The organism is Alphaproteobacteria bacterium, assembly GCA_033344895.1.
In the GTDB taxonomy this organism is placed as follows: domain Bacteria; phylum Pseudomonadota; class Alphaproteobacteria; order UBA8366; family Aestuariispiraceae; genus Pacificispira.
Map to the genome: position 1 here is coordinate 283,635 of JAWPMN010000001.1, position 20,017 is coordinate 303,651.

21 protein-coding genes and 1 tRNA gene are annotated in these 20,017 nt (G+C 62.4%); 8 read left to right on the plus strand and 14 right to left on the minus strand.

All coding sequences use genetic code 11. The annotated features are described in order from the left end of the window. Positions 1 to 111: 111 nt before the first annotated feature. Positions 112 to 609, plus strand: a complete 498-nt coding sequence (locus R8L07_01330) for an N-acetyltransferase (protein MDW3204155.1) — start codon at positions 112 to 114, stop codon at positions 607 to 609. Between the two features lie 38 nt (positions 610 to 647). Continuing rightward, positions 648 to 721 (plus strand) — tRNA-Gly (locus R8L07_01335). 25 nt (positions 722 to 746) lie between these two features. Here R8L07_01335 and gcvA read toward each other — a convergent pair. Next, complete coding sequence (gcvA, locus tag R8L07_01340; protein ID MDW3204156.1) at positions 747 to 1,667, minus strand: transcriptional regulator GcvA; 921 nt, start codon at positions 1,665 to 1,667, stop codon at positions 747 to 749. A 126-nt stretch (positions 1,668 to 1,793) separates the two neighbouring features. On the opposite strand from gcvA, the gene R8L07_01345 reads away from it, so the two are divergent. Continuing rightward, on the plus strand, positions 1,794 to 2,006 hold the full coding sequence (locus tag R8L07_01345; GenBank protein ID MDW3204157.1) for a DUF1127 domain-containing protein: 213 nt from the start codon (positions 1,794 to 1,796) through the stop codon (positions 2,004 to 2,006). A 79-nt stretch (positions 2,007 to 2,085) separates the two neighbouring features. On the opposite strand, the gene R8L07_01350 is transcribed toward R8L07_01345, so the two are convergent. The 5 genes from R8L07_01350 to R8L07_01370 form a co-directional block, all read right to left on the minus strand. Beyond that, a complete protein-coding gene (locus R8L07_01350; GenBank protein MDW3204158.1) occupies positions 2,086 to 3,168 on the minus strand; it encodes a site-specific DNA-methyltransferase in 1,083 nt (360 codons plus the stop codon). 125 nt (positions 3,169 to 3,293) lie between these two features. Continuing rightward, positions 3,294 to 3,938: a ribonuclease HII gene (locus tag R8L07_01355; protein ID MDW3204159.1), complete on the minus strand. Its 645-nt coding sequence runs from the start codon at positions 3,936 to 3,938 to the stop codon at positions 3,294 to 3,296. Continuing rightward, positions 3,931 to 5,409: a cation:proton antiporter gene (locus R8L07_01360; protein MDW3204160.1), complete on the minus strand. Its 1,479-nt coding sequence runs from the start codon at positions 5,407 to 5,409 to the stop codon at positions 3,931 to 3,933. The genes R8L07_01355 and R8L07_01360 overlap by 8 nt, the downstream gene beginning before the upstream one ends. A gap of 111 nt (positions 5,410 to 5,520) precedes the next feature. Next, the gene (locus R8L07_01365; GenBank protein MDW3204161.1) at positions 5,521 to 6,015 is read right to left on the minus strand and encodes a PAS domain-containing protein; all 495 of its coding nucleotides are present in this window, start codon (positions 6,013 to 6,015) and stop codon (positions 5,521 to 5,523) included. A 121-nt stretch (positions 6,016 to 6,136) separates the two neighbouring features. Further along, positions 6,137 to 7,186: a PA0069 family radical SAM protein gene (locus R8L07_01370; GenBank protein MDW3204162.1), complete on the minus strand. Its 1,050-nt coding sequence runs from the start codon at positions 7,184 to 7,186 to the stop codon at positions 6,137 to 6,139. A gap of 227 nt (positions 7,187 to 7,413) precedes the next feature. Here R8L07_01370 and R8L07_01375 point away from each other — a divergent pair, with 227 nt between their 5' ends. Next, complete coding sequence (locus tag R8L07_01375) at positions 7,414 to 7,749, plus strand: hypothetical protein (protein ID MDW3204163.1); 336 nt, start codon at positions 7,414 to 7,416, stop codon at positions 7,747 to 7,749. A gap of 6 nt (positions 7,750 to 7,755) precedes the next feature. Here R8L07_01375 and R8L07_01380 read toward each other — a convergent pair whose 3' ends face one another. The 6 genes from R8L07_01380 to groES form a co-directional block, all read right to left on the minus strand. Continuing rightward, positions 7,756 to 8,748 carry a hypothetical protein gene (locus R8L07_01380; protein MDW3204164.1) on the minus strand — a complete coding sequence of 331 codons (993 nt, stop codon included), beginning with the start codon at positions 8,746 to 8,748 and terminating at the stop codon, positions 7,756 to 7,758. After that, on the minus strand, positions 8,745 to 9,437 hold the full coding sequence (locus R8L07_01385; protein ID MDW3204165.1) for a helix-turn-helix domain-containing protein: 693 nt from the start codon (positions 9,435 to 9,437) through the stop codon (positions 8,745 to 8,747). The genes R8L07_01380 and R8L07_01385 overlap by 4 nt, the downstream gene beginning before the upstream one ends. Positions 9,438 to 9,460: 23 nt before the next feature. Beyond that, a complete protein-coding gene (locus R8L07_01390) occupies positions 9,461 to 10,546 on the minus strand; it encodes a HAMP domain-containing sensor histidine kinase (protein MDW3204166.1) in 1,086 nt (361 codons plus the stop codon). After that, positions 10,543 to 11,865: a pentapeptide repeat-containing protein gene (locus R8L07_01395; GenBank protein MDW3204167.1), complete on the minus strand. Its 1,323-nt coding sequence runs from the start codon at positions 11,863 to 11,865 to the stop codon at positions 10,543 to 10,545. The genes R8L07_01390 and R8L07_01395 overlap by 4 nt, the downstream gene beginning before the upstream one ends. Positions 11,866 to 12,214: 349 nt before the next feature. Then, positions 12,215 to 13,849, minus strand: coding sequence for a chaperonin GroEL (groL, locus tag R8L07_01400; protein MDW3204168.1), 1,635 nt, complete (start codon positions 13,847 to 13,849; stop codon positions 12,215 to 12,217). A 55-nt stretch (positions 13,850 to 13,904) separates the two neighbouring features. Next, positions 13,905 to 14,219 (minus strand): co-chaperone GroES, encoded by a 315-nt coding sequence (gene groES / locus R8L07_01405; GenBank protein ID MDW3204169.1) that lies wholly within the window; start codon positions 14,217 to 14,219, stop codon positions 13,905 to 13,907. Positions 14,220 to 14,541: 322 nt separating this feature from the next. Between groES and R8L07_01410 the strand changes: the two genes are divergently transcribed. Next, on the plus strand, positions 14,542 to 14,832 hold the full coding sequence (locus R8L07_01410) for an usg protein (GenBank protein ID MDW3204170.1): 291 nt from the start codon (positions 14,542 to 14,544) through the stop codon (positions 14,830 to 14,832). Between the two features lie 6 nt (positions 14,833 to 14,838). On the opposite strand, the gene R8L07_01415 is transcribed toward R8L07_01410, so the two are convergent. Continuing rightward, entirely contained in the window at positions 14,839 to 15,612 is a 774-nt protein-coding gene (locus R8L07_01415; protein ID MDW3204171.1) for a class II glutamine amidotransferase, read from the minus strand. A gap of 212 nt (positions 15,613 to 15,824) precedes the next feature. On the opposite strand from R8L07_01415, the gene R8L07_01420 reads away from it, so the two are divergent. Both R8L07_01420 and R8L07_01425 read left to right on the plus strand, forming a co-directional pair. Further along, positions 15,825 to 16,724: a GGDEF domain-containing protein gene (locus tag R8L07_01420; protein MDW3204172.1), complete on the plus strand. Its 900-nt coding sequence runs from the start codon at positions 15,825 to 15,827 to the stop codon at positions 16,722 to 16,724. Between the two features lie 112 nt (positions 16,725 to 16,836). Beyond that, positions 16,837 to 17,088: a cyclase gene (locus R8L07_01425; GenBank protein ID MDW3204173.1), complete on the plus strand. Its 252-nt coding sequence runs from the start codon at positions 16,837 to 16,839 to the stop codon at positions 17,086 to 17,088. Between the two features lie 4 nt (positions 17,089 to 17,092). Here R8L07_01425 and R8L07_01430 read toward each other — a convergent pair whose 3' ends face one another. Next, on the minus strand, positions 17,093 to 17,272 hold the full coding sequence (locus R8L07_01430) for a DUF4169 family protein (protein ID MDW3204174.1): 180 nt from the start codon (positions 17,270 to 17,272) through the stop codon (positions 17,093 to 17,095). A 119-nt stretch (positions 17,273 to 17,391) separates the two neighbouring features. On the opposite strand from R8L07_01430, the gene R8L07_01435 reads away from it, so the two are divergent. Then, entirely contained in the window at positions 17,392 to 19,995 is a 2,604-nt protein-coding gene (locus R8L07_01435) for a hypothetical protein (protein MDW3204175.1), read from the plus strand. Positions 19,996 to 20,017 lie beyond the last annotated feature (22 nt).

The following is a 20,017-nucleotide window of genomic DNA, read 5'->3' on the forward strand; positions in this document are numbered from 1 at the left end:
CGCGCATTGACGGCGTGCAGGGGGCGGCCCGTCCTTAAATTTGGGACCGTCCTTCTTCCACTCGCCGTCACGCGCCGGTTTTGACGGGCACAAGAGATAGGAAGAAACCCGATGCAGTATTCCCTGACGCAAGAAGCCCAGTCGGATTCCGACGATATCGACGCATTGATCGACAGCGCCTTCGGTCCCGGGCGCCTGACCCGGACCGTCCACCGGTTCCGCGCCGGCATCCCGCCGATGAAGGAATACGGCTATGTGGCGCGCCTGAATGGTGAGATGGTGGCTTCGATCCGGTTCTGGCCGGTCGTCCTGCCGGGCGGCATGGCGGTGCCGATGCTGGGCCCGCTGGCCGTGCGTCCGGAAATCCGCGGTCTCGGCATCGGCCGGGCCCTTGTCCGCAAGGGCATGGATACGGTGCGACAGGAAGGCCGCCCCGCCATTCTGATCGTCGGCGATCCGGGCTATTACGCGCCGTTCGGATTCAGCGTCGAACCGGTCCAGTCCCTGGACCTCGGCGGGCCGGTCGTTCCACTGACCCTGATGGGCATTGAGTACGAAGCCGGCACATTGTCGAAGGCGAGCGGGACGGTGACACCGGTTCCCGCTTGATCGGCAGGCCGCCGCTCACTATAAACCGGCTTCAGGATGCGGGTGTAGTTCAATGGTAGAACGGCAGCTTCCCAAGCTGCATACGAGGGTTCGATTCCCTTCACCCGCTCCAGCCTCTCCCAAACCAGCGTTCGCCCTCACACCGCCGGAACCGGCATGTCCAGTTCTTCGTAGATCCAGTTGCGGAAGGCGGCGATCTTGGGGTCTGCCAGGGCGCCGGGCAGCATGACCATACGGTAGCTGGACTCGGCCTTTACCGGCATGCCGAAGGGCGCGACGAGGTTTCCGTTCTTCAGGGCGTCGGTCACTAGGGCGGATCGGCCGACCATCACGCCCCGGCCGGCGAGGCAGGCCTGGATCATCATGTGACTGTCGCTGAATTTCGGCCCCCGGCTCCAGTCGACGCCGTCCGCCCCGCCGACGATTTCCAGGAACCGGCCCCATTCGATCGGCCCCATGACCTTCGCATCGGCATCGTGCAACAGGGTGTGATGCGCCAGATCGGCATAGTGCCGGATCGGGTGGTCCGGATGATTGACCAGATCGGGACTGCAGACGACGCCCAGATATTCGTCCATCAGCGTCTCGACATGCAGCCCCGGGAAGTCGCGGGTGCCGTAGCGGATGGCGACGTCGATATCCTCGGCTTCGAGATCGACCACCCGGTCGAAGGTCGCCAGCATCACGTCGATCTCGGGATGAAGGGTGTCGAAACGGTGCAGCCGTGGCGTCAGCCATTGCGCCCCGAAGGAAGACAGACAGGTGACCTTCAGGGTCCGTGAATCCTGCCCTTCCATCGCCCGGCGCGTCGCCCCCTCGATCTGATCGAGCGCTTCGGTCAGCGGCGGCAGGTAGGACTTCCCGACCTCCGTCACGGCCAATCCGCGCGGCAGCCGCCGGAACAGCGCCCGGCCCAACCATTCCTCCAACTGCTTCACCTGCTGGCTGATTGCCGATGGGGTAACGGCAAGTTCCTCGGCCGCCTCAACAAAGCTTCTATGGCGCGCGGCGGCCTCAAACGCCCGGACGGCCTTCAGCGGCGGAAGACGGCGGCGCATCGAAATCTCCTTGAATAACTTTTTCTAAGCCAATGGCCCGGATATTCGCGTTTGTTTCTGGAACAGGCAAGGCTCATCTTAGTCACAGACGGGGCGATGAAACCTGAACCGAGAAGGAACAACGCCATGACTGATACGACCTGCAACCAAAGTTACACCCATTTTGCCCACGCCGTCGAACGTGACGGGCTGACCATCGGCGCCATCCTCAAGAGCTGGCATTTCCGCTGGCAAAGCCGCCAGCGCCTGGCCGGCATGACGGATCGCGAACTGGACGATATCGGCCTTGATCGCCGCACGGTCGACCTGGAAGTCGCCAAGCCGTTCTGGCGGGCATAGCCCCCTTCCGCCGGAAGGCAGGCGCAAAAGTGAAAGGGCCGGCAGATGCCGGCCCTTTCCTGTTTGACTGTCATTCAGGTCAGTGCAGTTCGGCGCGAATGCGCTGGCGGAAGGCATCGATCGGGACGGATTTGGACCCATCCGACTTGACCTGCCAGTATGTCCAACCGTTGCAGGACGGCGCCCCCTGCACGGCCGCGCCAACCTGATGGATGGACCCGCGATGGGCGGCGGAGATGATCGTGCCGTCGGATCGCACCTTGGCCGTATGCCGCCGGCAGGGACTGATCAGTACCGTCCCGGGGCTCAGCATTCCGCGCTCCACCAGCATGCCGAAGGGAACGCGCGGTTCCTTGCGCTTCGGCGTGGTGTAGGAAATGGCGTCGGCATCGGCTGCCTCCGGCTCCGCCGCGATCCGGCGTCTGGCGATCTTGAGGTATTTCTCTTCACGCTCGATCCCGATCCAGCGACGGCCGAGGCGCTTCGCCACGGCGGCCGTCGTGCCGCTGCCCAGGAACGGATCCAGCACCACCTGCCCCGGCTCCGTCGACGACAGGATGACCCGGTGCAACAGTGCCTCCGGCTTCTGTGTCGGGTGGGCCTTGGCCCCGTCATCATCCTTCAGACGCTCATGACCGGTGCAGATCGGCAGGGTCCAGTCACTGCGCATCTGCAAATCGTCGTTCAGCGCCTTCATGGCCTCGTAATTGAAGGTGTAGCGCGCTTCCTGATCCTTGGAGCACCAAAGCATCGTTTCATGCGCATTGGTGAACCGCCGCCCCTTGAAGTTGGGCATCGGATTGGTCTTCACCCAGACCACGTCGTTCAGCATCCAGAACCCCATGTTCTGCAGCGCCGTTCCGACCCGGAAGATATTGTGGTAGCTGCCGATCACCCAGATCGTTCCGGACGGCTTCAGGACGCGCCGCGCCGCCGACAGCCAGTCGCGGGTGAACCGGTCGTAAGCATCGAAATCGTCGAACTTGTCCCAGTCATCGTCGACCGCATCGACTTTGGAATTGTTCGGTCTGTAAAGAGAACCGGCCAATTGCAAGTTGTACGGTGGATCCGCAAAGATCATATCTACGGATTCTTCGGGAAGTGACCGCATTACTTCAATACAGTCACCTGTCAGAATTTGATTCTGCGGAAGTTTTTTCATGATTCTTCATGAGCCCTAGTGCTTGCCAGAGCCCGAATCATGATTCTTTCGAGAGTCGCGGTCAACAAGTATCTGATTCGACTTGAATTTTTCTACATATAGAGTCCCGACCGCGAAGCAGGACTCTAGATATTGAGCACCGTCTGAAGCCGCGCCCGGATCGGTGCGAAGCTGGTGCGGTGATGGGGCGTGACTCCATGCAGATCGAGGCCCGCACGGTGGGCTGCCGTTCCATAGCCCATATTGCTGTCCCAGCCGTAGTCCGGGTAGTCCTCGGCAAGGGCAATCATTTGCCTGTCGCGCCGCACCTTCGCCAGGATGGACGCGGCCGCAATGGCGATGGAGGCACTGTCCCCCTTCACGATCAGGCGTGTCGGGATGCCGAGCCCGGGGTCGCGGTTTCCGTCGACCAGCGCGCACCCCGCGGGACACGGTAGCGCCGCCAGGGCGCGCCGCATGGCCAGGAGGCTGGCCTGCAGGATGTTCAATTCATCGATTTCCGCGACACTGGCTTCCCCGAACCCATGAGGGACCGCGCCGAGGAGCGGTTCATAGAGGGCCTCCCGGCGCTCGGCGGACAGCTTCTTCGAATCGTCCAGTGCCGTGTATATCGCTGCCGGCAAACCCGCCATCGGCGCGTGTGGCTCAGGAAGCAGCACTGCGCAGGCGACAACGGGCCCCGCCCATGGACCGCGGCCGACCTCATCGAGCCCGGCCACGGGGCCGTCGCTCTCCGAGAGCAGACGAAGCTCATGAGACAGATCAGGCATTTCCGGTCGATGGTGCGTCGCCGGATTTCTTCGGCGCGGGCTTCGCGGTCACCTTCTTGGCCGACCCCGCCTTGGGCGGAGACTTGTGGGTCTTGGGCGGCGTTTCGTCCATGGAAGCGTCCTTCGGCGGCGGAGCCGACTTGTCGACATCCCCCGGCAGCTTCCTGCGGATCGGGCTTTCGTCCAGTTTTTGGGCCGCATGTCGGCGCATCCTGTCGATGCGGATCTGCAGCCAGGTCGCAATACGGAAGGCGACGGCAAACAGGGCGCGTGACGTCCGCTTGGTGATCTGCCATTCACGGAAATAGGCAAATCTCAGCAGGCCGCCGACACTGGAAATATGGCCCGCCGCCCGGTGCCGGATACGCTTGTTCATGTCGAACATGAGCGGGCTGGTAACCAGCGAGAAAACCGTCAGGGCAACGATCATCTTGTGGATCTCGTCGCCGATCACGTTGGATGACAGGGCCACGGCCGCCATGACGAAGGAGAACTCTCCCAACTGGCCGATGACCAGCGAAACGGAGAAGGCGGTCTGCCAGCTCTGGCCCTGCAGCCGCAGGATGAAGACATTCAGGGCCGTCTTGAACACCGCCACGAAGAGCAGCAGGCCCAGCAGAAGCCAGATGTTCTCCCAGACGAAGGGGAGATCGATCAGCAGGCCGATCGACAGGAAGAACACCATCATCAGGATCGCCTGGATGGGTCCGGCGTTCTCGTGCACTTCCTGGCGCTGGGCGCTGTTGCCGACAATCAGACCTGCCAGGAATGCGCCGAAGGCCGGGGACAGGCCGATCACGCCGGCAATCGTCGCGAAACCGAAGCATATGGCGAATGCAGCGAGCGGCTTCAGGTCCGCATTCTTGCCGATAATCTGGTGGAACGGCAGGTCGACCTTCGAACGCCGGGTCAGGAACAGGATGATCAGCACCAGGATGCCGATCGACAGCGCTACCTCCAGCACCATGTGCAGGACGGCGCCTTCGGTCTCCGATGCCATGTTCCCGATAACGACCAGCATCGGGGCGACGGCAAGGTCCTGGGCGATCAGGATGCCGACGGCCAGGCGTCCGACCGTGTTGCGCAGTTCACCGGTATCCTCCAGCACCTTCACCGCGACCGCGGTCGAGGACAGGGCGAGGCAGAAGCCGAACAGAATTGCCCATTCCCGCGGCCAGTCGAAGATGCCGCCCAGGACATAGAGGGCGCCCACGGACAGGCCGATCTGCGCCAGGGCCGAGATGATCGCGACCTTCCAGATTGTCCGGAAACTGCGCAGACTGAGTTCCATGCCGATGAAATACAGCAGCATGATTACGCCGAGCTGCGCCAGGAGGTCGATGGTCTCCCGGTTTTCGACGAGGGACAGGCCGTTCGGGCCGAGGATCAGACCGGCGAAGATGTAGCCGATGATCGCCGGCTGCCGGAGGCGGACCATGGCCATGCCGCACAAAACGGCGGCGACGGCCACGATTGCGATTCCCGTGAGTTCAGAAGCACCATGCATGATGCGGCCATCTTATCATGTATTTTCCGGCCGAATAGGACAAAGCCGTGAAATCGCTGAAAGAATTCCGCGGTCTCAGATGAGGACGCTTTCGAAATCGAAGACCAGGACAAGGCGGTCGACGACATCGACACGGCCGAAGGGAAGGGTCAGCACGCCATAGTTCCGGAACTGCTTCTCGGCCCAGGTCAACCGTGACCGCGCGTAATAGGGTTTGCGATGTTGAACCGCCCAACGCAGCCGCTCGGTGCCCTGATCCGCATCCGGCAACTGGCTAACCCTCGTGCCGGTGAACTCCTTGCCCAGCATGTCGGTCAGGCCGGTCCCCGCCAGCCGAACGCGGAAGTCGGATTCGCTGACATCCAGAATGGCCATCAGGGGCAGCGCCGAGCGCGGCAGGGTCAGCGGATCGATATGATCCACGACCGGCAGCCCGCCCTCCATGGGCAGTTGGGTCCAGTATACGAAGGCGTCCTGCTGCCCGACGGTCGGCAGCTCGGACGCGTTGAACGTGATTAACATGGAGCGTTCCAGCTCCACCCCATCGAGGGCAACCGGGTCGGTGGACATCCGACAAACCTTTATGTTCGCGCGACTGAGGGCGCTGCATAACAAGGTTAACCGGCACTGTCGAACCAATGATTTTTAACAGGCTTGTTTGCGCACCGTGAACCGGTCCAAACCCATGAAATCAAAACAGATCCATCTGCGGGCTGGGGCGCCGTGGCGGCACGAATGCCGTGCAATCCAGGTCGGACTGACGCCGCTTGTCCAATCCGTGCCGCCGCCGGGCAAGGCGGAACCGATTGGCAATCAGATCGGCGATCGGCCCCGTGCCCCGCATCCGTTTTCCGAACTCGGCATGGTTGAGCGCCCCGTCCCGGCTTTGCCGCATCAGGGAAAGCACTCGCTCCGCCCTGTCCGGGTAATGGGCCTTCAGCCATTCCTGGAAGAGGTCCTTGATCTCCAGCGGCAGACGCAGCATCACGTAGCCGGCAGATCCCGCACCGGCCGACACGACCCTCTCCAGAATGTCCTCGATTTCGTGATCGTTGAGCCCAGGGATAACCGGGGCGACGAGAACACCGGTTGGAATCCCGGCCTCCGACAGCCGGCGAATGGCGGCGATCCGTTTTTCCGGCGTGCTGGCCCGCGGCTCCATCTTGTTTGCCAGATGCCGGTCCAGGGTCGTCACCGACATCATCACCCTGACGCGGTTCTCGCGCGCCGCCGGTACCAGCAGATCCAGATCCCGACAGACCAGGGCGTTCTTCGTGACGATCGTATAGGGATGCCGAGCCTCGTTCAGAACCCTCAGCAGGCCGCGAGTCGCCTCGGTCTGCCGCTCGACCGGTTGATAAGGGTCGGTATTCGTCCCGAACGCGATCGGCGCGCATCGATAGGACGGCTTGGCCAGTTCGTCGATCAGTAGTTCCGCCGCGTTGGGTTTCCAGAACAAACGGGTTTCAAAATCCAGCCCCGGCGACAGGCCCAGATAGGCGTGTGTCGGCCGGGCGAAACAATAGACACAACCATGCTCGCAACCGCGATACGGATTGATCGACCGGTCGAAGGGCACGTCCGGGCTGTCATTCCGGGTAATCACCTTGCGGGCGCTATCGATCCCCAGGCGCGTTCTGAGAGCAGGCGCCCCGGATCCATCCAGGTCCTCCTCCAGGAGCCAACCGTCATCGATCCGTGCCGTTTCATGGCGTTCGAACCGGCCGCTCCGATTCGTCACGGATCCCCGTCCCTTCGTCGGAACGTCGGGTCGGAGGTCTTCCTGCATGGGATGATAGCCGATGGTCATAAGCACATCACACAAACAAAAATAGAACAAACAAGGATCAATTTGGGTTCCTGACGCCCTCCGGCATTTTTCGGGTATTCACCGCAGTGCGGTTGCGGGATGACCGGCCCGTTCCTACACTCTTCGGCACTGTCTCGGACAAGAGGACGAAACGGTCGATGCCGTATGTTTCACGCGACGATGAAGGCCGGATCAACGGAATCGGGGACCGGCCGGCCCCGCATGCCAAAGAGTTTCTGCCGAATGATCACCCCGAGGTGATCCGCTATCTGCGCGGCGCCAGCCCCAGTGCCATGATGGACAGGCTGAGCGCGACGGATACAGAAATGGCGCGTATCTCCGAGGATCTGATCGACGTGCTCGTGGCACGGAACATCCTCAACTTCACCGATTTCCCTGTCGAAGCGCAGCGCAAGCTCATGGCACGCCAGAAACTCCGCAAGAGTCTCTCCGCGCTCAGCAATCTCGTGACGGACGAAGACGACATCATCTGACGGGTTTCAGCCGACAGCCGTATCGTCCTGTTGTGTCTCAAAGATCGATTGCCAGTGTGCGATATCGGCGCTTCCCGGGCTCATAGCCGCCAGTTTTCGCAAGGCCACCCGAACGGCCGTGCGCTGTCGCCGGTTGAAGCCATGCGGATCCGGCGGCGACTCTCCGGCTGCGAGCCTGGCCCGAACCAAGCGCTTGGCCGCCTCCAGTTCAGCCTCCCCATAGCGGTCCAGCAACTGCGAAAACTCCGTCATCCTTTCGCGATCCAGACGGGGCGCCGAGTCCCCGTCGCGCTGCAGGATCGGGTTGGGCGGACAGAAATGCAGTACGGGAACAAATCCGTCGGGAACCGGCACATTCGCGGAGTGGGTTCGCCGCGCCGAGAGCAGATCGGGCAGGATATGGGTGTGCGGGCCGGGTGCCGTACTGCCCCCAGGCACCGGTATCGGGTTATGGACTTCTATGCGGCCAAGCAGACTGCGAAACACCCGGTGCGGCTGCCCTTCGAGAAGCATTTCCCAGGCCCGCGTGCCGGAGGCTCCAAGAATGTCCGTGCCCTGCAGGTCGCGCAGGCCCTGGATCAGCGCCGGGTCGTCCGTACGCACCATGGCCTGCATCGTCTCGAAGCCGAGACCGAGGTCGAACAGAATGGCCGCCCGATCTTCATCGAGGATCGCATCGCCATCCGGCCCCACCTCCGTGATGCCGATGAAGCGGCCGATGGCGGCGGCCGGCGTCGGGAGGCAGATATTGACGCCATGCAGCCAGAAGGCCCGGCGTCTGGTCAGGAATTCGTAGGGCGCGAGCCGTGCCTGATCGGAGAGTGCGACGCGCAACGCACCGCCCTGCCCGATCACCGTTCCGCCGAACGAGTCCAGTCGGATGTCATCGGCCTGGCCGGGTTCGCGATGGAATTCCGCCAAAGCCCCGAAGACACCGATGGTCCAGCTTGTCTCCGGATCGCGCAAATAGCGGTGAACGATATCGACGATGGCGTTCAAGCCCGGGCCCCATTCTCCGACCCATTCTCTCCTCCACCTGCCGGGCTATCCGCATCACCCGCGGCGGCGGCGTCTTCGGGCGCGCTCCCAGATGGCCGTCGGGGGCCGGGCAGGCCGGCAAACCAGTTCGCCGCACGCTCCGCGCGGGCCAGCGATTTGTCCAGTTCCGCCATCGTTTTGGAAAGGTCTTCGCTGTCGTCCTTGAACCAGACATTGAGACAATTCAGCCAGACCGCCGCCAGCCCCTTGATCCGGATCGCACCGGCAAGACCGTCCGCCGACTCTCCCGCAGCCTCCAGATACCAACCCAGCGCCCTCAGCCCCTGTGGTGCGAGGCACAGCATGGCAGGCAGGTCGCCACGCAGGTCCCGTCGTACCGACGCCAGGGCATCACGATGGGGCTGGAGGGCATCGAACCGGCGCATCAGCAGATCGAAAAGTCGGTCCCGAACGGATTCCTCCTCGCCGAAATCGGGATCGTCGCCCAACACCGCCGCATCGATGCCGATCAGAAACCGCCCCAGAATCGCGGACTTGTCGTCGAAGCGTCGGCGCAGGTCGCCAAGGTCGCATCCCGCATGCAGGGCGATATCCGCCAGCCGGACGGCGCGATACCCCCGCTCTGCAAACAGTGTCATGGCGGACTGGATGACCGCCGACTCGATGTCGGTTTCCGGTTTTCTTGCCATTGCTGCTCCAACGAAGGTCGGTGTCAGTCGAGAGTCCCGAGCAATCCGGCCAGACCGCCCGCGTCGTCGCTCAGAATTCGGTCTTCCGGCAACGCGACGATCACCGTCGTGCCCATTCCGGGGCTGCTCTTCACTTCGAGCCAGCCACCATGGGAAGCGACGATAGCGCGCGCGATCGGCAAGCCAAGCCCCGTGCCCGGCTCCGCAGCGTTGAAACTATACGATGCCCGCCCGAAGGGCATCATCGCAGTGACGATATCCTGTTCAGACATGCCGATGCCGGGATCGATCACCCGAACGACGGCAAATCCGCCGGTGACACCATCATAAACCGCCCTGATTTTGCTTCCCCTTTGGGAATATTTTAGGGCGTTGGAAAGCAGATTCGTGAAAACCTGAGTGAGCTTCAATTCGTCGGCAAACAGGGTGGGCGCCTCGTCGAACCCAACCAGATCGATCATGCTGCCCTTCTGACTTGCAAGGCCACTGACTATGCGCATCGCGCTCTGCAGGATTTCGCGCAGTTCGACGGTCGTCTCATCCATTGCCTCCGGCCCGGAACTCAGCTTCCCGAGTTCCAGCATGCTCTTCACCATGGCAAGCAGGTAAAGACCGGAGGCATTGATATCCTTAGCATAGTTTCGATACTGCTCGGATACTGGACCGAAATGCTGATTGCCGATGACTTCGCTGAAACCGATCACCGCGTTTAGCGGCGTCAACATTTCATGGGAGAGGTTCGAAAACAGCTGTGTCAACGCGTCGTTGGGGGCCGAACGTTCCGTCAGCAGCATGCCGGCCGCGCTCTCATCCGTCGGGAAGAGGTATACCGCCAGCACATCGGCACCGGCCTCCCCCTGCTCGGCAAACAGCGCCAGGCCGCCCCCGGCCTTCAATTGCGCCCGTACCCAGCGTCCGTCCTGCGTCGGCGGCGGGTCTGACAAAGGATCCGTTCCAAGCTTGAATTCCACGAAATCGGTAAGTCGGCGTCCGATGACGCCGCGGCCGGTACCGGCCAGCATCGCCAGTGCCGGGATATCGGCGTTCACAATGGTCCCGCCCTGGAGTTCGATCCGTGGCAGCGGCAGGTAGGGATTTCGGTCCTTCATGGCGCCATATCTCCCGACGCTGCCTCTGGCAGACCGATGCACCCTTTTGTCTCACAGCCTTCGAAATTCGTACTGGAGAATACCGCCCCCTCCAGGCTGGCCCCGTTCAACGTGGCGCCGGCAAAATCGGTTCCGGTCAGATCCGCCCGGCGCAGATCGGCGCCAGTCAGGTCGGCGCGCCGGAAATTCGCGTTGCACAGTCGAGCCCCGGTCAAGACGGCGTTCCTCAGATTCGCCGTCATCGTCCGTTTGCGGTCGGTCAGCACAAGCGGACTGAGATTGGCATCGGTTAGGTCGGCCTCGTTGCAATGCGCGCCACCCAGTCGGGCGCCGCGCATATCCGCTTCAACCAGTCTAGCCATACGCAGATCCGACCCTGTCATGTCGACCAATGCCATATTGGCCATCGAAAGATTGGATTCGTAGAGGCAAGTCCGCCGGATATGCGCTGCGGCCAGAACCGCACCCTGCCAGTCCACCCCACGAAGCGACACGCCCTCCAGCGCAAGGCGCGCCCCATCGGACGAGTTCGACTGAACCCACCGCCGATGCGCCTCCTTCATGCCTTCGATGTCCTCCTCCGCCTCGGCGAAGGCCTCCGGCAGCTTCGCATTTGACAGCATCGGGCTGGACAGAAGCGCAAAGTCCGCAATCGCGCCCGTCAGATCCGCACCATCGAAACTGCAGTCGGCGATCTCCACATCGGTCAGGATCGCGCCCCGAAAATCCGCATTGTCGACCTTGCAGCCGGAAAAGCTGGTTCCCATCAGATTGGCGTTGGTGAAGACCGCATTGCGCAGATCCGCCTGCCGAAAGGTCACGCCGCGTAGTTCAGCACCGGTAAAATCCGCCGCCAGCGCGAAGCTGTTTCCGATCTTGGCCCCGGTCATGTTGGCCCCATGCACGGATGCGCCGGACATATCCGGCTCCTGCATGTTGCCGCTGAGGTTTTCGAGCCCGGCATGCTTGTCGGCTTGCGCCAGTACCGCTTCCCGAACGTCCACTTCCGTCATTACGGCACCATTCAGAGACGCCCCGCGGAAACATGTCCCCCGCAGGTCCGAACGATGAAGTTTCGCGCCGTCCAGCACCGCGCGGGACATATTGGCTCCGTAGAAGTTGGCGTATTGGAAGGACGCGCGATCCAGCCGGGCACTGGTCAGGTTCGCGCCGCTGAAGTCTGCCTCGTCCAGGATGCGCCCCTGCATCCTGACCCCGTCAAGGTCGGCATATTTCAGCAGCGCGCGCTTTCCGCTCGGCTTCCGTTCCAGAAAGCGTTCATGCGCCGTGATAATGGCCTCAAGGTCGCCCTTAATCATAAGCCCCGACACTCTTGATAAGTTCGCCGGGTCCGGGAGGGAATCGGGCCGATTTCCGGCCCGCGCAGTCCGTGCTGTCGGCCCCATTCTAAGGACGATTTGTACTCCGGTCGGTCCTGTGCCCCCGCCTGCCGGGCGTTAACCATACTATGCAATGCGCCCGTCCCGCCAGTTTTCCCAAGTTTTACGGTCCGCATTCCCATTCGGACCACTTATCTGCACCCGTCAGATAACCCCGGAACAGTTAAGATTTCGTTGTATTGACCGACCCGGCAGCCCGCTTCAAAGAAGAAAGGGCGGTGCCCGCGGCACCGCCCTTTCCCAAGCATTCGCAGATGCAGCCGATGGCTTACATCATGCCGCCCATGTCCGGCATACCGCCGCCATGGCTGTGCTCTTTCGGTTCCGGCTTGTCCGCGACCATGGCTTCGGTCGTGATCAGCAGGCCGGAGACCGACGCGGCGTCCTGCAGGGCGCAGCGGACGACCTTCGCCGGGTCGATGACGCCTTCCTTCATCAGGTCGACGAATTCGCCGGTCTGGGCGTTGTAGCCCCAGTTGGTGTCCTTCGATTCGCGCAGCTTGCCGACGATGACGGCGCCGTCCGCACCCGCGTTGTCGGCAATCTGACGCGCCGGGGCGGTCAGGGCCTTGCGGATGATTTCGATGCCGACCTTCTGGTCGTCGTTGCCGGCCTGGAGTTTGTCCAGCGCCTGCAGCGAGTAGAGAAGCGCGGTGCCGCCGCCGGCGACGATGCCTTCTTCCACGGCCGCGCGGGTCGCGTGCAGGGCGTCGTCGACGCGATCCTTCTTCTCTTTCACTTCGACCTCGGTCGCACCGCCGACGCGGATGACGGCGACGCCGCCCGCCAGCTTCGCCAGGCGTTCCTGCAGCTTCTCACGGTCATAGTCGGAGGTCGTGGTCTCGATCTGCGACTTGATCTGGCCGCAGCGCGCCTCGATTTCCTTCTTCTTGCCGGCGCCGTCGACGATGGTGGTTTCGTCCTTCGTGATCGAAACCTTCTTGGCGCGGCCCAGCATGTCGAGGGTCACGTTTTCAAGCTTGATGCCGACGTCTTCGGAAATGACCGTACCACCGGTCAGGATCGCCATGTCTTCCAGCATGGCCTTGCGACGGTCGCCGAAGCCTGGGGCCTTGACGGCCGCGACCTTCAGGCCGCCACGCAGCTTGTTGACGACCAGGGTCGCCAGCGCCTCGCCTTCGACGTCTTCGGCGATGATCAGCAGCGGCTTGCCGTTCTGAACAACGCTTTCCAGCACCGGCAGCAGGGCCTGCAGGTTGGACAGCTTCTTCTCGTGCAGCAGGATGTACGGGTCTTCCAGTTCGGCCTGCATGCGGTCGCTGTCGGTCACGAAGTACGGCGACAGGTAGCCGCGGTCGAATTGCATGCCTTCGACGACTTCCAGTTCGGTGTCCAGCGACTTGGCTTCTTCAACCGTGATCACGCCTTCGTTGCCGACCTTTTCCATCGCTTCGGCGATCATGTCGCCGACCGACTTGTCGCCGTTGGCGGAAATCGTGCCGACCTGGGCGATTTCGCTGTTCTTTTCGATCTTGCGTGCGCGCTTGGCGATATCCGCCACGACCGTTTCGACGGCCAGGTCGATGCCGCGCTTCAGATCCATCGGGTTCATGCCGGCGGCCACGGCCTTGGCGCCTTCGCGCACGATGGCCTGGGCCAGAACCGTCGCCGTCGTCGTGCCGTCACCGGCCAGATCGTTCGTCTTCGACGCGACTTCGCGCACCATCTGGGCGCCCATGTTTTCGAACTTGTCCTTCAGTTCGATTTCCTTGGCGACCGTGACGCCATCCTTCGTGATGCGCGGGGCACCGAAGGACTTGTCGATCACGACGTTGCGGCCTTTCGGGCCCAGCGTGACTTTGACGGCGTTCGCCAGGATATCGACGCCGCGCAGCATGCGGTCGCGCGCGTCGGTCGAGAATTTAACTTCTTTTGCAGCCATAATTCGCTACTCCGTATCAGGTTGTGGCAGTAACGGTTTGTCCGAAGACCCCGTCTTAGGCGGCCTTCTTCTTCGCGACCGGCGCGTCCATGACGCCCAGAATGTCGCTTTCCTTCATGATCAGCAGCTCTTCGCCGTCGATCTTCACTTCCGTACCGGACCATTTGCCGAACAGCACGTAATCACCGGCCTTCACATCCAGGGCGCGGACGGAGCCGTCTTCCTGGATATGGCCGTTACCGACAGCGACGACTTCGCCCTGCATCGGCTTTTCCTTGGCGGTGTCCGGGATGATGATCCCACCGGCCGTCTTCTGATCCTCTTCGACGCGACGAACCAGAACCCGGTCGTGCAAGGGACGGAATGCCATGATTGAACCTCCTCCATTCTTTAGACAAAGGTTTGTCATGCTGAATATGGATTGGCACTCTTGGCATTGGAGTGCCAATCCGCGCGCGATCCATGTATGAAAATCCTTCACGGCTTTCAAGAGGGTTTGGAAGAAATTATCAGCACTCAATGCGGCCGGCTGCCAACCTACTGAAAATAAACTATTTCTATTGCAGCAACATACGAATTGGAGGCAAAATTCAGATATGCGGGAGATGCGACTCCCCGCCTGAACTGGCGCCGAAACGCACCTCCCGTTCGCGAAGAAAAGCAACAACCGCGACAGTAGGAGGCGTAACCTTATGTCAGGTACCGATACCCCGGCCGCCACGGACGGACTTTCCCTGCAGATGAAGGGCTACCGGCTTTCCACCGCCGAAATTCTCTATCACATGCCCGATCATCCAGGATTGCTGCAAAGCTTCATATGGCAGCATTACGATATCGCCCCAAAATATCCCGAACTGCATCGTTTCCTCGACTTCTGGGTCGAGAACATCGATGGACCGCTGCACTCGGTCCGGGTCGCGCGATACGATCTGGTCACACCGGGCGACACCCGCTTCACGGATGCGTGGATGCAGATTCACTGAGGCGTTTCAGACGACAAAGCCTTCGGTCGAGAGCCTTCCGTTCTCGCAGACGGAGATGACATGAGCCTGCGGCACGGCGGTCCATCGCGGCCGATCCGTGTCCAGTGGTTCGGATACCAGCGTCAATGCGGCGCTGCCGGCCCCCGTGTAATACAGGGTCGGCGCCATGGAATCCGATGCACAGCGGAAAGCGAATATCCGGTTTCCGTCCGACAGGACCGCGGTAAACCGCAGGGGGTCGTCAATCCCGGCCTGTGACATTTCACGCCGCACGATCCCGAGACTTTCCGCCATCGACCCGATAGGGTCGCTGTCCAGTCCCAGTGAGAGCGCAAGCAGGAAAATCAGTTCGGAATCGGTGGTTCCCTGGCGGCTGAGATAGTACTCGTCCGGCAGCATCTGCTCCAGCTTGCGCCGGATCAGGCCATAACCGCCGATCTGGCCGTTATGCATGAACAACCATCGGCCGTGGGCAAAGGGATGGCAGTTGGACCGGGTGGTCGCGGTCCCGGTCGACGCGCGTACATGGGCAAAAAACAGCCGGGACCGGATCTGCGCCGACAGATGCTTCAGATTTTCGTCGTTCCAGGCCGGCAGTATCTCACGGTACAGGCCTGGCTCCGGCCGTTCGCCATACCAGCCCAGCCCGAACCCGTCGCCGTTGGTTTCGGTCTTCGCCTCCGCCGCGTGCAGGCTTTGATGGATCAGGGAATGGTCGGGCTTTGCGACCAGATCTTCCAAAAACAGGGGCGGTCCCCAGTAAGCCAACCAACGGCACATTATCGAATCTCCGAGACTGCGAACGCGCCGGGCATTTGGGCCCTGCCTGCCGGGGCTTGCAAGGGCTTTGGCAGAATCATGACGCAAGGTTTCTGTCGGCGCAGCGCAGCATCGGCGCCGGTATCGTCAATGGCGCGACAGTCATTTGCGAAAATACCGAATACGCATCTGGGCGATTTTCCGGGCCGCAGTGTTGCCTTAATGTATGTGGCATGCGCATCGCCATCTACTCTCGCGATCACAGCCTGGCAGGACGCCTGGACAAAGACCTGACCGCCCTGACCAGGGTGCGGACGACACGTTTCGACGAACGGGACAAAGTCTCTGCGTGGATCATGTCGGAAAAGCCGGCGGCGGCCCTGATCGTGGCAGGTGGCGGCGATGCCCATATCGAAACGCTGAAAGTGCTGAGGCCGGTCGCCGAGAGAGCCGGAACGGCGCTCTTGTCCATCCTGAACGGCGATGACGCGGCCACGCCGGCCGCCGCCCTTGCAGCCGGCGCACAGGAAATCTGCCGTCGCGACGCCCATCCCGCCGAACTGCGAAACCGGATTTCAATACTTCTGGACCTCGCCGAGGCACGCGCGGCGCTATGGACGGAAAGGGGAGATCGCCAGTCCCAATCCATCGCTGATGGCTTGACAGGCCTGATGAACCGGCGTGCCTTTCTATCCCGGCTCGACGGGGAAATCGCGCGGGCCAGGCGCGGCGACGATCCGCTGGCCGTTGCGCTGATCGATGTCGACAGATTGCAGGAAATCAATGCTCGCCACGGCGTCGGGACCGGCGACCATGTCCTGAACGCGGTCGCCGGTCATACGGTTCGCATCCTGCGGGAAATGGACGTGGCGGGCCGGATTGGCGGTACCGAATTCGCGGTCTGCCTGCCCCAGGTCGGCCTGTCCGGCGGGTCGGCCGTGCTGGACCGTTTGCGGCGCCGGTTGAGCGACCTCGCCTTTCCGCTGCCGCGCGGCAGTCTGTCGATCACGGTCAGTGTGGGCATTACCGAACTGGATTCGGAAGACCGCGATTCCTCGGACCTGATCAACCGGGCGGATCGGGCCCTCCTGAAGGCGAAGGATCGTGGCCGGGACCGACTGGAACGCGCCTGAGGCCGATCCCGTCGATCATCGAAATCGGCGATCAATTCCATCGCGAGACATCGTTTCTCAGCCGACTGAACCGGCGTTAGCGTGCCCCCTTCACTTTCTGGAGCGGCACGACATGAACGCACGACATACGCAACCTTCCGGATCAGACCATCGTGTCCTGTTTGATTTCGAGATCGACTTTTCCAATGGCGGCGGATTGCAGGGCCAGGGATTCCGGCTGGACATCGACGGCACCGACATTTCCGACGATGACCTTGCAGACTATATCGTCGCCGACATGCGATTGCTGATGGTCGGCGCGGTCCGGATCCTGAACAAACGCATTATCCGCGAAGCGCACAAGCGGGACAGGATGGACCGATAGCGGTTCAGTCCCGGTCCAGCTTCTTGCCGTCGAGGTCGCGGTCGACCTTTTCCATACGGGCCCTCTTCTCCGCTTTTTCGGCCTTCGTCCGTCCGAAAAGATGACGGTTTTCCTCCGCCTTTGCCGATTTCTCGGCACGGTCCTTGCGTTTCCGCATGGTGCGCAGATTGACGATCTCGGCCATCAGGTGTCTCCGCCTTGTCGGGAAGGATTGCTGGTTTAAGCTAATGGCGTTTCGGGTCGGACGTCCAGCGTCGACCCGAAACGCATGTTCGCAGGGGGTGCATCGCAAGGGGGCTTATCATGACGGGACCCGCATCCAGGTCTCGCCGCTGGAAATTGTGGGGAAGCCTCGGCTGTGCCGTCGGGCTGCTTGCCGCCCTTTGGTTTGGCCCCCGCATGGTGGACTGGAGCCCGTTCAAGCCCGAAATCGCCGCCTTCATGTCGAACGAGCTGGGTGTGAAGGTTGATCTGCGCGGGCCGCTCAGAATCGAACTGCTGCCACAGCCCCGCATCACCGCGGCGGATATCCGCGTATCTGGTGAAACGGCCAACGGCCATATCCGCTGGCTGCGTGGAAGTTTGAATCCCCGCGCCCTCCTAACCGGAAGGATGCAGCCGCGCGACGTGGAACTGGTCGAGGCCGACCTGACCCTGCCCTTCATGCAGAACGAGGCAGCGCCCTATGCCGGCCGAACCTCCGTGGATGTCCAGGACGGTCGGCTCACCCTCACCGGTGGTCCGACATGGCTGCCGGATACCGTCGAACAGATCGATGGCCGTCTCGCACTGGGTACCGGCAATGGCCGCCTGTTCGGGTTCGACGGTGAAGCACGGCTTTCCGGCGAACCCGTCGGCATCGCCGTGGAGGGCGATGGCAAGGGCGGATTGGTGCTCACTCTTGCCCATGGGCCCAGCGCGTCGGACCTTGTTCTGGACGGGGCACCGACCGAGGACGGCGGATGGAGCGGGACGGTCACTCTGATACTGGAGGAGGCCGGCTTCCTGTCGACCCTGAATGCGGAGGCTGTCACCCGTCTCATCGGCGACGGGGCCGCGACCGTCGACGCCACGGTGACGGTTTCTCCCGCCGGCATCGTCTCCATCGGTGCGGAACGGATCGACACGAAGCGCCTGACAGGAAAGGCGACGGCCACCATCGTTCCCGGCCCGCGCAATGCCTTTGATCTGGCGGTAGCGCTGAAACGCGCCGACTTTACGGACACGCCGCCCACCCCCGCCTGGATCGCCAGAGATCTGTCCAAGGCGCTCGACGATTTTTCCGGCATCGACGTGACCGCGCGGGTTCTGGCCGATCGGATCGATACCCCCGGCGGCGCCCTGCGCCAGCTTCAGATCGTACTTGCGGCCGGCGGCGGCTTGGCGGTGATCGAAAACGCATCCGCCATTCTTCCCGGCGAAACCGATATCAGCCTTTTCGGAAGCCTGCGCCCCGACCAGACGGGATGGGTGGTCGACGGGGAAGTTGCGGTCGTCAGCCCGGATGTCCGATCGGCGCTGGTCGCGTTCTATCCCGACGCGATGGCCCCGCTGGAAGCCTTGCCAAAAGATCGGCTGAGATCCGTCGATGTATCCGCGCGTGTCTATGCGGATGGCGAAGGTCTGGAGATCACAGAGCTTTATGGTCGGGTCGACGAAACGTCCTGGGCAGGCGCCCTGTCGGCCCGAACGGATCAGGGTGTCGATCTTCTTCTGCAAGGGGACCGCCTGAACCTGGACCGTCATGTCCCGCAGGGTAGCGGGGCGACCAAACTGGGACTGGGCCTGCTTGCGGCTTTGCCACCGACGACCGCGGGGTCAAATCACAGGCTCTCGCTATCCGTGGATCAGGCTACGATATCGGGCGTCCGAATTGATGGCGCCGGGGCGGAGTTGAGCTACCGGCCGGCCGAACGGCTGCAAGGCACATTGCGCGCCGCATCCCTCGCCAGCGCCACGGCCACAGGGACATTCGAGGTCGATCTTGCCAATGCTTCCCTGCCCGCGGACCTTTCCCTGCGCCTGGAAACGCCAACGCCGGATCGTTTTCTCGGCGCCCTCGGCATGCCCGCCCGACAGGCCGCCCGTATGGCATCGCTGGGCGAGACAACCGTCACCCTTGATGTCTCGGGAAATCCCAAAGTTGGCTTCGGATATGCCGTCGAAGCCCTCGGCAGCGGCGGCGATGCCCGGATCAGCGGCCTTTTCGAACCCGGCCCGCAGCCCGTTCTGGAGATCACAAAAGGCGCGTTGAACCTGGGGGATATCAGCCTGTTCCACATTGAAGCCCGATGTAACGGCGCTGAAGGGGCGGTCTGGCTTTGCAACGGACTGTCTGCCGAAACACCCGGCATGCGATTCTCGGGGGCCCTGCGTCTGGATGGAACGCCGTCCGCCCGACAGGTCGACCTGACGGTCATGGCGATGGATCTGGACATCGGTCTGTTCGCCGCGCGCAGCGGCTTCCCGGTTCTTCCGGAAGGGGAAATCCGACTGTCAGGCAGCATAACGGGACAAGGGCGCAGCCTGTTTTCCGCGCTTGCGACAGCGAGCGGCGATCTGGCGATAAGTGGCGATGTCTCCTTGAATGTTCGCCGCGGTGGTGGCGGCAAATTCGGAAACTTCGACACGCTGCGCACGCGGCTGCGTGAGAGTTTTGGCACCACCTCGCCCCTGACCGGCACTGTTCAGATCGCGCCGGACACCCTGGACGCCGATCTGCAGCTGGATGGCAACGGTGCGACCGTGACCGGGAAAATTGGCGTCAGTCGCAGCAGAGACGCCCTGCAGGCCTCGTTGTCGGTATACGGACACCGGACGCCGGACCCGCTGCTGGAGCTGATCGCCACTGGGCCGACCGGCGCGCCGGATGTTCGCCTGAAAGGCCCCTGGATCACTGGTCGATAGCAGCGTGCGCCCTTGCAGGCGG

Coding starts and splice junctions, on each gene's coding strand:
- R8L07_01430 (MDW3204174.1), bottom strand. CDS start 17,272: ATGGCCGAGATCGTCAATCTGCGCACCATGCGGAAACGCAAGGACCGT.
- R8L07_01350 (MDW3204158.1), bottom strand. CDS start 3,168: ATGAAAAAACTTCCGCAGAATCAAATTCTGACAGGTGACTGTATTGAA.
- R8L07_01395 (MDW3204167.1), bottom strand. CDS start 11,865: ATGATTAAGGGCGACCTTGAGGCCATTATCACGGCGCATGAACGCTTT.
- R8L07_01410 (MDW3204170.1), top strand. CDS start 14,542: ATGTCAGGTACCGATACCCCGGCCGCCACGGACGGACTTTCCCTGCAG.
- groES (MDW3204169.1), bottom strand. CDS start 14,219: ATGGCATTCCGTCCCTTGCACGACCGGGTTCTGGTTCGTCGCGTCGAA.
- R8L07_01385 (MDW3204165.1), bottom strand. CDS start 9,437: ATGGCAAGAAAACCGGAAACCGACATCGAGTCGGCGGTCATCCAGTCC.
- groL (MDW3204168.1), bottom strand. CDS start 13,849: ATGGCTGCAAAAGAAGTTAAATTCTCGACCGACGCGCGCGACCGCATG.
- R8L07_01375 (MDW3204163.1), top strand. CDS start 7,414: ATGCCGTATGTTTCACGCGACGATGAAGGCCGGATCAACGGAATCGGG.
- R8L07_01425 (MDW3204173.1), top strand. CDS start 16,837: ATGAACGCACGACATACGCAACCTTCCGGATCAGACCATCGTGTCCTG.
- R8L07_01435 (MDW3204175.1), top strand. CDS start 17,392: ATGACGGGACCCGCATCCAGGTCTCGCCGCTGGAAATTGTGGGGAAGC.
- gcvA (MDW3204156.1), bottom strand. CDS start 1,667: ATGCGCCGCCGTCTTCCGCCGCTGAAGGCCGTCCGGGCGTTTGAGGCC.
- R8L07_01355 (MDW3204159.1), bottom strand. CDS start 3,938: ATGCCTGATCTGTCTCATGAGCTTCGTCTGCTCTCGGAGAGCGACGGC.
- R8L07_01365 (MDW3204161.1), bottom strand. CDS start 6,015: ATGTCCACCGACCCGGTTGCCCTCGATGGGGTGGAGCTGGAACGCTCC.
- R8L07_01420 (MDW3204172.1), top strand. CDS start 15,825: ATGCGCATCGCCATCTACTCTCGCGATCACAGCCTGGCAGGACGCCTG.
- R8L07_01330 (MDW3204155.1), top strand. CDS start 112: ATGCAGTATTCCCTGACGCAAGAAGCCCAGTCGGATTCCGACGATATC.
- R8L07_01390 (MDW3204166.1), bottom strand. CDS start 10,546: ATGAAGGACCGAAATCCCTACCTGCCGCTGCCACGGATCGAACTCCAG.
- R8L07_01415 (MDW3204171.1), bottom strand. CDS start 15,612: ATGTGCCGTTGGTTGGCTTACTGGGGACCGCCCCTGTTTTTGGAAGAT.
- R8L07_01345 (MDW3204157.1), top strand. CDS start 1,794: ATGACTGATACGACCTGCAACCAAAGTTACACCCATTTTGCCCACGCC.